Source organism: Xanthomonas sp. SHU 308 (assembly GCF_000364645.1).
Classification (GTDB): domain Bacteria; phylum Pseudomonadota; class Gammaproteobacteria; order Xanthomonadales; family Xanthomonadaceae; genus Xanthomonas_A; species Xanthomonas_A sontii.
This window is the reverse complement of sequence record NZ_AQOK01000293.1, coordinates 1-9,918: the sequence shown is the minus strand read 5'-3', so window position 1 is coordinate 9,918 and position 9,918 is coordinate 1. Positions and strand designations below refer to the sequence as shown.

Genomic DNA, 9,918 nt, shown 5'->3' with positions numbered 1-9,918 from the left:
CGGGATTGCGCGGCGCGGCGCTGGCGCCGGCCTCGTGGCCTTCCCACTCGCCGGGTGGCAGCTGCTGCAGCCCCGGCGCCTGGCGTTCGCGTTCGTCCGCGGCCGGATAGGTGAGGCCCGCCGCGCGTCGCACCGCCGGCAGGTCCAGCGCCGCCAGGCGGCCCCAGGCGAAGGCCTGCTGGTTCATCGCCACCGCTGCGCCGTTGAGTTCGATCGCGCGCATCAGCGCCGCGTGCGACAGCGGCACCAGGCCCTGCTGCCAGGCGTAGCCGAGCATGAACAGGTTGCTGGCGATGGCGTCGCCGAGCAGCGCGGTGGCCAGCTGCGTGGCGTCGAGCAGCAGCGGATCGCGCCCGCCCAGCGCCAGGCGCACGCCGGCAATGATCTCGGCGGCCGGGAACTGCATGTCCGGGTGCGTGGTGAAGGTGCCCGGCATCGCCTCGTAGCTGTTCAGCACCACCTGCGAGCGATCGCCGCGCACCTTGGACAGCGCCCAGTAGTCGTTGACCACCACCATGTCGCACCCCAGCACCAGGTCGGCCTCGCCGGCGGCGATGCGCACCGCGTGCAGGTCTTCCGGTTGCCGCGCGATGCGGATATGCGTGGTGACCGCGCCGCCCTTCTGCGCCAGGCCGGTCTGGTCGAGCACGCTGGCGCCCTTGCCCTCCAGGTGCCCGGCCATGCCCAGCAGCGCGCCGATGGTGACCACGCCGGTGCCGCCGACGCCGGTGATGAGGATGTTCCAGGGCTGGCGCAGGTCGCTGCGGAAGCTTGGTGTCGGCAATTGCTCCAGCAGCGCCGCAGCGTCGGCCTTGCGGCCCTTGCGCGGCTGCCCACCGTGCACGGTGACGAAGCTGGGGCAGAACCCGGACACGCAGGAGTAGTCCTTGTTGCAACTGGACTGATCGATCTGGCGCTTGCGCCCGTACTCGGTCTCCTTCGGCAGCACCGACACGCAGAAGCTCTTCTCGCCGCAGTCGCCACAGCCTTCGCAGACCAGCGAGTTGACCAGCACGCGCTTGGGCGGATCGGGCAGCTTGCCGCGCTTGCGCCGGCGCCGCTTCTCGGTGGCGCAGGTCTGGTCGTAGATCAGCACGCTGGTGCCCTTGACCTCGCGCAGGTGCCGCTGCACCGCGTCCAGCTCGCTGCGGTCGTGGAACTCCACGTCGCTGGGGAACAGCTCGCGGCGCCGCGTCCACTTGCCGATGTCGTCGCTGACCAGGGCGATGGTGTGCACGCCTTCGGCACGCATCTGCCGGGCGATGTCGGGCACGCTGAGGGTGCCGTCCACCGGCTGTCCGCCGGTCATCGCCACCGCGTCGTTGTAGAGGATCTTGTAGGTGATGTTGACGCCGGCGGCGATCGACTGGCGGATCGCCAGCGAGCCGCTGTGGAAATAGGTGCCGTCGCCCAGGTTCTGGAACACGTGCGGGGTGTCGGTGAACGGTGCCTGCCCGGCCCAGGTGACGCCTTCGCCGCCCATGTGGGTGAAGGTGTCGGTGGCACGGTCCATCCACGTCACCATGTAGTGGCAGCCGATGCCGCCGAGCGCGCGCGAGCCTTCCGGCACCACCGTGGAGGTGTTGTGCGGGCAGCCGGAGCAGTAGTGCGGCACGCGCGGGAAATTGGCGCGCGGCAGCGCCATCTCGGCTTCCTTGGCCTCCATCCAGCGCAGCCGCTGTTCGATCGAGTCGGTGCTCACCGCGGCCGACTGCGGCAGGCGCAGGATGCGCCGGCCGATCACCCCGGCGATGGTGGCCGGGGTCAGTTCGCCGGTGGACGGCAGGATCCATTCGCCGGCCTCGTCGTACTTGCCGACGATGCTCGGGCGCGGGCCGGCGCTGGCCGGCCAGTTGTAGAACTGCTCCTTCATCTGCCGCTCGATGAAGGCCTTCTTCTCCTCCACCACGACGATGTCCTGCAGCCCGCGCGCGAACGCGGTGATGCCCAGCGGCTCCAGCGGCCAGGTCATGCCGACCTTGTACACGCGGATGCCGATGCGCGCGCAGGCGTCCGCGTCCAGGCCCAGGTATTCCAGCGCCTGCAGCACGTCCAGGTAGCTCTTGCCGGTGGTGACGATGCCAAGCCGCGCCTGCGGCGCATCCATCACCGTGCGGTCGATGCCGTTGGCGCGGGCGAAGGCCTGCGCCGCGCGCACCGCGTAGCGATGCAGGCGCATTTCCTGGTCCAGCGGCGGATCCGGCCAGCGGATGTTGAGGCCGCCCGGCGGCAGCTCGAAATCCTCCGGCAGCACGATCTGCCGCGCGAACGGATCCACTTGCACCGAGGCCGAGGATTCCACCGTCTCGGCGATGGTCTTGAAGCCGATCCAGCGCCCGGTGTAGCGGCTCATCGCCCAGCCGAGCAGGCCCATGTCGAGGATGTCCTGCACCCCGGCCGGGTTGAGCACCGGCATCATCGCGCTGACGAACTCGTCCTCCGAGCCGTGCGGCAGGGTCGAGCTGCGGCACGCGTGGTCGTCGGCGGCCAGCGCCAGCACGCCGCCATGGCGCGAGGTGCCGGCGGCGTTGCCGTGCTTGAACACGTCGCCGCAGCGGTCCACGCCCGGGCCCTTGCCGTACCACATGGCATACACGCCATCCACGCGCGCGCCGGGGAACAGGTTGGTCTGCTGCGTGCCCCAGACCATGGTCGCGCCCAGGTCCTCGTTGAGTCCGGGCTTGAACACCACGTTGGCCGCGTCCAGATGCTTGCGCGCGCGCCACAGTTCCAGGTCGAAACCGCCCAGCGGGCTGCCGCGGTAACCGCTGACGAAGCCGCCGGTGTTCAGCCCGGCGGCGCGGTCGCGCAGTTGCTGCATCAATGGCAGCCGCACCAGCGCCTGCACCCCGGACAGATAGATGCGGCCATCGGTGCGGGTGTACTTGTCTTCCAGCGTATAGCGGGTGTCCACGCCGTCGGCGGCCGCTGCGGCGAGGGAGGACGACGGACGCGGATCGGCGATGCGGTTCATGGCTTGCCCGGAAATGGAAGGCTGGCGGGCGCGCAGCGCCTGCCGCGCGCGATCGCCCCGATTGTATCAGCGGCGATTTTTGCGCCCGTTCTCGTCCACGCCGGCCGTGGCGGGGTAGGATGGGACCCGGGTGAGGGGATCACTCCAGGGGATTGCAGCAGTGAAGGCATACACATACGCAGTGGCCGCGATGCTGGCCTGCATCGGCCTGGCCACCGCGGCCAGCGTGCGGGCGCAGGCATTGCCGGCACCGAAAGAGTTCTACTTCGACGAAGACCGCGGCACCACCCGTCCGGTCACCGCCATCGCCGGCAGCGGCGAGGCCCTGGTGGATCGTCTGGCCAGTACCGTGCAGCGCGATCCCAACGCCAACGAGGCGCGCGCGCAGCTGGCCGGCATCGCCATGGCCGGCGGCCGCCAGGAACTGGGCGAACAGCTGTATCAGGCCGCGTTGCATGCGCTGCCTGCCGGCGTGCAGCGGCGCCAGGTGCAGTGGAACTACGGCTGGGATCTGCTGCGCGCGGGTGATCCGACGCGCGCGCTGGCGCAGTGGAGCGCGCTGGTCAACGGCCGCCCGGCGGCGCCGGACTGGCTGCCGCCGACCCTGGCGCTGACGTTGTGGCGCCTGCAGCGCAAGGACGAGGCCGTGAAGTGGTACGCCGCGGCGGCGCGCACCTGGCCGGACAAGTGGGGCGCCACCGCCGATTTCGCGGCGTTGCTGCCGGCCTGGCGCGACGACGAGCGCGCGACCCTGGCCGAAGTGCAGGCCGCCTGGAAGGCCGCGCCGCCGGCCTGGCCCTGAGGCACGCGGGTCCAGGAGCACGACGCGGCCTGCGCGGGTGGCCGGCGCAATCTAGGGTCCGGGTGTGGCCGGTCGCACAACGCACGGTGTCGCCGCGCCTGCGCGAAGCGCCGGCCCGTGCTGGGCGCAGGCGAGGTGCGGCTTCGGTCGCGCGATGCCTCGACGGCCTGCGTGCGCATGCCATGCGATGATGCCGCGTACCCGCTGATTTCGTGCTTTGCCGATGGCTTTCGATGCGTTCGCCCTGATGTTGGTCATGCTGGCGCTCGGCAAGCTGTTCGCGCGTCAGCGCGTCCTGCCGGCCAACACCACCGAGGTGCTCAACGGGGTGGTGCTGTACCTGTGCCTGCCGGCCTCGGTGCTGATCTACGTGCCGCGCCTGCAGTTCAATCTGGAACTGCTCGGATTGATGCTGACGCCGTGGCTGCTGACCGGCGTGAGCGCGCTGGCGATGCTGGGCTTGCGCCGGCCGTTGCGGCTGCGCCGGGATCAGCAGGCGGTGCTGCTGCTGTGCGTGGCGCTGGGCAATTCCAGCTTCATCGGCTACCCGATGGTGCGCGCGCTGCTCGGCGAGGCGGCCTTGCCGTATGCGGTGGTCTACGACCAGTTCGGCACCTTCGTGCTGCTGTCCAGCTTCGGCCTGTACGTGCTGGCGCGCTACAGCGGCGAGGCGCCGCCATCGCCGCGGCAGACGCTGTTGCGCATGGCGCGGTTCCCGCCGCTGTGGGCGCTGCTGTTCGCGCTGACCCTGATGCCGGCGCAGCCGCCGGCGTGGATCGCCTCCGGCCTGCAGCACCTGGCCGACGCGATGCTGCCGTTGGTGATGCTGGCGGTGGGGTTCTCGATCCAGTTGCGCTTGCCGCGCGAGGAACTGGCGCCGCTGGCCGCCGGCCTGCTGTTGAAGCTGCTGGCGCTGCCGGCCCTGGCCTGGCCGCTGTCGTGGGTGCTGGGCCTGCGCGGGCAGGCGCTGCAGGCCAACGTACTGGAATCGGCCATGCCGACCATGATCACTGCCGCGCTGCTGGCGATCTCGCATCGCCTGGCCCCGCGCCTGGCCGCGGCCCTGGTCGGCTACGGGATTCTGCTGTCGCTGGTCACGTTGCCGGCGTGGGCGTGGTTGTTGGGGGCGTTGCGTTGAGCCTGCGCCGGAGGGTGCTACCTGGATCGATGGGGTATGGCATGGGCGACGCACCCTCATCCGCCCCTTCGGGGCACCTTCTCCCGGAGGGAGAAGGAATTTAGAAGCCCCTCTCCCCCCGGGAGAGGGGTTGGGGTGAGGGTCGGGGCGCAGCCTCGCACAGCGGCATCGCCTGATCTCAGCAACCGCCCGCCACTAATCCGCCGGCACCGTCCGCCCGCTGGCCCAGCTGCGCAGCGCCTGCACCTGTTCGGCCATCAGCACCGACAGCGGTCGGGTAGTGCGGATCTCCTGCATCAGCAGCTCGGTATCCAGCGGCCGCTGTTCGGCGTGCGCGGCATACAGCCCGGAGACGATCGCCTGCTCGATCTCGGCACCGGAGAACCCGTCGGCGGCGGCAGCCAAGGCCGGCAGCGCGAACGCGTCCGCATGCAGCTGCCGCCGCGTCAGGTGCAGGCGCAACAGCTCCACGCGCGTCTGCGGGTCGGGCAGGTCGACGAAGAAGATCTCGTCGAAGCGGCCCTTGCGCAGCAGTTCCGCCGGCAGCTCGTGCACCTGGTTGGCGGTGGCGACGATGAACACCGCGGCGCTGCCGTCGGCGCTGCCGCGTTCGGCCATCCAGGTCAGCAGCGTGCCGAGCACGCGCCGCGATACGCCGCCGTCCTCGCCGCCGCTGGCCAGGCCTTTCTCGATCTCGTCCATCCACAGCACGCACGGCGCCAGTTGCTCGACCGCGGCCAGCGCGTCGCGCAGGTTCTTCTCGGTCTCGCCGTGGTACTTGGCGTACAGCGCGCCCATGTCCAGGCGCAGCAGCGGCACGCCGAACCCCGCCGCGGTGGCCTTGGCCAGCATCGACTTGCCGCAGCCCTGCACGCCGAGCAGCAGCACGCCCTTCGGCGGGTCCAGCCCCGGCGGCGCGGTGCCGGCGAACACCGCGCGGCGCTGTGCGATCCATTGCTTGAGCCGGCGCGCACCGGCCACGTCCTCGAAGCGCGTGGCATCGTTGTCGTACTGCAGGTGGCCGCTGCGGTTGAGCAGTTCGAACTTGAGCTTGGCCAGTTGCGGCAGATCGGATGCGGTGAGCGCGCCGTCGGCGTAGATCAGTTGCCGGGCGATGCGCCGCGCGTCGATCAGGCTGAGCCCGCGCAGATTGCGCAGGATCTGCTTGACCGCCTCGCCGTCGACCTCGACCCGGCGTCCGCCGAACTCGCGCGCGTAGCCCAGCGCTTCCTCCTGCACCATCTTCAGCAGGGCGTTGGCGTCGGGCAGGCGCGGATTGAAGCGGGTCGCCAGCGCTTCCAGCTCGGCCGGCAGCTCGATCCGCGTGCCGATCAGCACCAGCACGTGCGGCTGGCAGTGGCGGCGCTCGACGATGTCGCGCAGCAGCCGCTGGTGGCTGGCGTAGCCCAGGTACGGGGTGACGTCGAGCAGCAGGTAGATGCCGCGCTGATCGGCCTGCTTGATCGACTGCAGCACCGCGCTGGCATCCGGCGGCCCGCTCGGCGGGTCCTCGCGGTCCAGGTCGATGCGGCGCAGGCCCTCGGTGATCGACCAGCGGTGCAGGGCGCGCCAGACCTGCATCAAGGCCTGCCGGAACAGGTCGACGATGCGCGCCTCCTCCTGCGTCTCGATCACGATCAGGGGCGTGTTGGCGCGGATCAGCGCGACCAGGTCCTGCAGCTCGCTCATGGCATCGGAAGGCGAAGGGGGCCGCCACGATAGCAAGCCCGGCGGCTGGCGGCGTGCTGCGCGTTGACTACCGGCTGACGTAGGGCCGGTGTACGCTCCGGCTTCTTCCCCCGGAAGCGAGGCGTGCATGAAGACGATCCTGGTGGCCGGCTCCAAGGGCGGCGTGGGCAAGACCACGGTCGCCACGCACCTGGCGGCGTCCTACGCGCTGGCAGGCAAGCGCACGGTGCTGGCCGATGCCGATCCGCAGGGCTCCTCGACCCGCTGGGCCGAACGCCGTGCCGGCCTGGACAGCGCGGTGCTGCCGATCGACGCCAGCCGCAAGCGCAGCTGGCGCGCGGCGCTGCCCGACGACGCGCAGCGGGTGATCGTCGACGCCGCCGCCGGCGCCATGGCCGAGGACCTGACCCACTTCCTCGACGAGGCCGACGCGGTGGTGGTGCCGGTGATGCCCTCGGCGCTGGACATCGAGGCCACCGTCGGCTTCCTCAACACCCTGGCCAAGGTGCCGCGGGTGCACCAGCGCAAGCTGCCGGTCGGGCTGGTGCTCAACCGCAGCAAGCCCTGGACCAATGCCACCCAGCAGGCGCTGCAGATGCTCGCCGAATGGCCCTACCCGGTGGTGGCGCAACTGCGCGACAGCCAGGCCTACGTGGTGCTGGTGGGGCTGGGCCGCAGCCTGTTCGATTACCACTCCGTCCAGGTCCGCGACCACCAGCAGGACTGGGAACCGTTGCTCAAGTGGCTCAAGAAGGCCTGACCGATGACCATCGTTTTGCGAGAAGTGATCCTGCTGCGCCATGCCCACGCCGAACCGGCCGACACCGGCCAGGCCGATTTCGACCGGCCGCTGTCGCCGCACGGCCTGGCCGAGGCCGAGGCGGCCGGGCGCTGGCTGCTGGAGCAGCGGCTGGTGCCGGACCGGGTGCTGTGTTCGCCGGCGCGGCGCGCGCGCGAAACCCTGGAGGCGGTGCTGGAGCTGACCGGCTACGTCGAGCAGCGCCTGGAGCCGCGCATCTACGAGGCGACCTCGGGCACCCTGGCCGATCTGCTGGACGGCCACCGCGACGTGGAGCGGCTGTTGCTGGTCGGCCACAACCCGGGCCTGGAGCGGCTGGCGGCGCTGATGCACAGCGGCCAGTCCGGCGACTACCGCGGCATGCCCACCGCCAGCGTAGCCGTGCTCGGGGTCCCGCACGACGCGGCGATCGAGCCGGGCGTGGCGCGCTTGACCGCGTTCTGGTGGCCCTGAGCCCGCTGCGCAGGTTCCTGCGGCCGGCGCTGTGCGCCGCGCTGCTGCCGTTGTGTCTGTGGTGCGCCGTCGGCCACGCGCAGGTGACGCCGGCCTTGCTGGCGCCCGGCGAATACGCTCTGGACCCGGCGCAGTCGCGCTTCGGGTTCGAGATCCGCACCCGCTTCGGCCAGCGCATCGAAGGCTTCTTCCCGCGCTACGAGGGCACCGTGCACGTGCTGCCCGATGGCCGCCATCAGGTGCACCTGCGCCTGTTCACCGCCTACGTGGAAATCCCCGGCAAGCCGCGCTACACCGGCTGGATGCGCGGCGAGGATTTCTTCGACGCGCCGCGCTACCCCACCGTGTCCTTCGACTCGCAGCCGTTCTCGCCGCAGGTGCTGGGCAAGGGCGGGCCGATCCCCGGCATCCTGAGCATCCGCGGGATCAGCCACGCCGAGACGCTGACCGTCATGCCGGCCGCATGCACCCGCGCAGGCTATGATTGCGACGTCATCAGCCGCGGTACGGTATTGCGTGGACGTTACGGAATGGACAAGTGGGATCTGGCCTTGAGCGACCGGGTCACCTTCGTGCTGCGCGCACGCCTGACCGAGGCGGCCACTCGGTGATATCAAAATTGATGCGGGTGCTGGTGGTGGTGGCGCTGCTGCTCGGCAGCGGCTGCGCGAGCCTGTCGCAGGCACAGCACGGCCGCGCCGTGGCGATCGCCGAGGCCGCGCGCGACCGCCAGGTCGAATGCACGCGCGGGGACCACTGCGCGTTGGCCTCGCCGCTGCGCGGGCTGGCCGGCAAGGCCTTCGCCCAGTCCGGCGCCGGCGCGCCGCGCCACTACGCCACCATCCTCGATCACGGCGAAGAGGCGCTGGTGGCGCGGGTCAACCTGATCCGCAGCGCCAGCCGCAGCATCGACCTGCAGACCTACATCTTCGACAAGGACGACAGCGCGCGGCTGGTGATGGACGAACTGCTGGCCGCGGCGCGGCGCGGCGTGCAGGTGCGCGTGCTGATCGACCAGCTCTCGGCGATCTCCGACCTGCAAATCCTCGGCGCGCTGGCCGGCGCGCACGAGAACTTCTCGCTGCGCATCTACAACCCCACCTTCGGCCTGGCCAAGCCCAACTACTTCCACTACGCCGCCAGCGTGCTGTGCTGCTTCCGCCGCTTCAACCAGCGCATGCACAACAAGCTGCTGGTGATCGACGATGCGATCGGCGTGGTCGGCGGGCGCAACTACCAGGACGACTATTTCGACTGGGACGCCGAGTACAACTTCCGCGACCGCGACGTGCTGGTCGCCGGCCCGGTGGCGCGGTCGATGGCCGCCAACTTCGACGCCTACTGGGCGGCCCGGCGCAGCGTGCCGGTGGCGCGGCTCAACGACGTCGGCAAGCTGCTGCTGCGCCAGGGCGTGCCGGCGATGCCGCCGGCGCAGTTCCTGCGCCCGGAGCGGGTGCAGCGGGTCAGCGAGGAGGCGTCCGATCCGGCCTTCGTGGAGAACGCCTTCGTGCTGCCGGCGTTGCCGGTCAAGCATGTGGACTACGTCGCCGACCTGCCGCAGAAGCACCGCCGCGAACACGGCCCCAAGGCCATCTCCACCGCGCCCAAGCTCGACCGGCTGATCGCCGACGCACGCCAGGAGATCATCCTGCAGACGCCGTACCTGGTGCTGTCGGACCCCGCGCAGGAGATCTTCCGCGACCTGCGCAAGCGCACCCCGCCACCGCGCGTGGTGGTGGCCACCAACAGCCTGGCCGCCACCGACAACCCGGTGGTGTATGCACTGTCCTACAAGTACAAGCGCCGCAACCTGCGCGAACTGGGCTTCGACATCTACGAGTACAAGCCGTTCCCGCTGGATGCGCCGGTGGACTACGCCAACCTGCTGCCGGCGCCGTTGCAGGGCGAGGTGCCGGCCGCGTCGGCCAGCGGCGAAAACGCAGGCGAGCACGCTGGCGGCGATACCGGCAGCGGGCGCAACACGCTACTGGGCGGCAGCGCCGCCGGACGCAGTTCGCTGCTGGGCAGCGGCAGTGGCGGGCCGTCCGGCAGCCGCGGCGACG

Annotated in this window: 8 protein-coding genes; 6 read left to right on the top strand and 2 right to left on the bottom strand. The window is 70.8% G+C overall.

Annotated features, from left to right (window positions below):
• A partial coding sequence (locus tag D588_RS0110580) for an indolepyruvate ferredoxin oxidoreductase family protein (protein WP_017915947.1) occupies positions 1-2,974 on the bottom strand: 2,974 nt, incomplete at its 3' end.
• A 190-nt stretch (positions 2,975-3,164) separates the two neighbouring features.
• Here D588_RS0110580 and D588_RS0110575 point away from each other — a divergent pair.
• Both D588_RS0110575 and D588_RS0110570 read left to right on the top strand, forming a co-directional pair.
• A complete protein-coding gene (locus D588_RS0110575; RefSeq protein ID WP_017915946.1) occupies positions 3,165-3,776 on the top strand; it encodes a tetratricopeptide repeat protein in 612 nt (203 codons plus the stop codon).
• Between the two features lie 223 nt (positions 3,777-3,999).
• Complete coding sequence (locus tag D588_RS0110570) at positions 4,000-4,914, top strand: AEC family transporter (RefSeq protein WP_017915945.1); 915 nt, start codon at positions 4,000-4,002, stop codon at positions 4,912-4,914.
• 195 nt (positions 4,915-5,109) lie between these two features.
• Here the strand turns inward: D588_RS0110570 and D588_RS0110565 are convergent, their stop codons facing one another.
• Positions 5,110-6,603 (bottom strand): AAA family ATPase, encoded by a 1,494-nt coding sequence (locus D588_RS0110565; protein ID WP_017915944.1) that lies wholly within the window; start codon positions 6,601-6,603, stop codon positions 5,110-5,112.
• Positions 6,604-6,730: 127 nt separating this feature from the next.
• Between D588_RS0110565 and D588_RS0110560 the strand changes: the two genes are divergently transcribed.
• The 4 genes from D588_RS0110560 to D588_RS0110545 all read left to right on the top strand — a co-directional run.
• On the top strand, positions 6,731-7,363 hold the full coding sequence (locus D588_RS0110560; protein WP_017913046.1) for a ParA family protein: 633 nt from the start codon (positions 6,731-6,733) through the stop codon (positions 7,361-7,363).
• Between the two features lie 15 nt (positions 7,364-7,378).
• Entirely contained in the window at positions 7,379-7,855 is a 477-nt protein-coding gene (locus tag D588_RS24455; protein WP_010340932.1) for a histidine phosphatase family protein, read from the top strand.
• Between the two features lie 56 nt (positions 7,856-7,911).
• Positions 7,912-8,466: a YceI family protein gene (locus D588_RS0110550; protein WP_232760474.1), complete on the top strand. Its 555-nt coding sequence runs from the start codon at positions 7,912-7,914 to the stop codon at positions 8,464-8,466.
• Positions 8,466-9,918, top strand: a 1,453-nt coding sequence (locus tag D588_RS0110545) for a phospholipase D family protein (protein ID WP_043084339.1), incomplete at its 3' end; no start/stop codon positions are given. The genes D588_RS0110550 and D588_RS0110545, both read left to right, overlap by 1 nt.

What these genes read in the sequence shown, in the direction of transcription:
- D588_RS0110575 (WP_017915946.1), top strand. Translation starts at nt 3,165, where the DNA reads ATGCTGGCCTGCATCGGCCTGGCCACCGCGGCCAGCGTGCGGGCGCAG.
- D588_RS0110570 (WP_017915945.1), top strand. Translation starts at nt 4,000, where the DNA reads ATGGCTTTCGATGCGTTCGCCCTGATGTTGGTCATGCTGGCGCTCGGC.
- D588_RS0110565 (WP_017915944.1), bottom strand. Translation starts at nt 6,603, where the DNA reads ATGAGCGAGCTGCAGGACCTGGTCGCGCTGATCCGCGCCAACACGCCC.
- D588_RS0110560 (WP_017913046.1), top strand. Translation starts at nt 6,731, where the DNA reads ATGAAGACGATCCTGGTGGCCGGCTCCAAGGGCGGCGTGGGCAAGACC.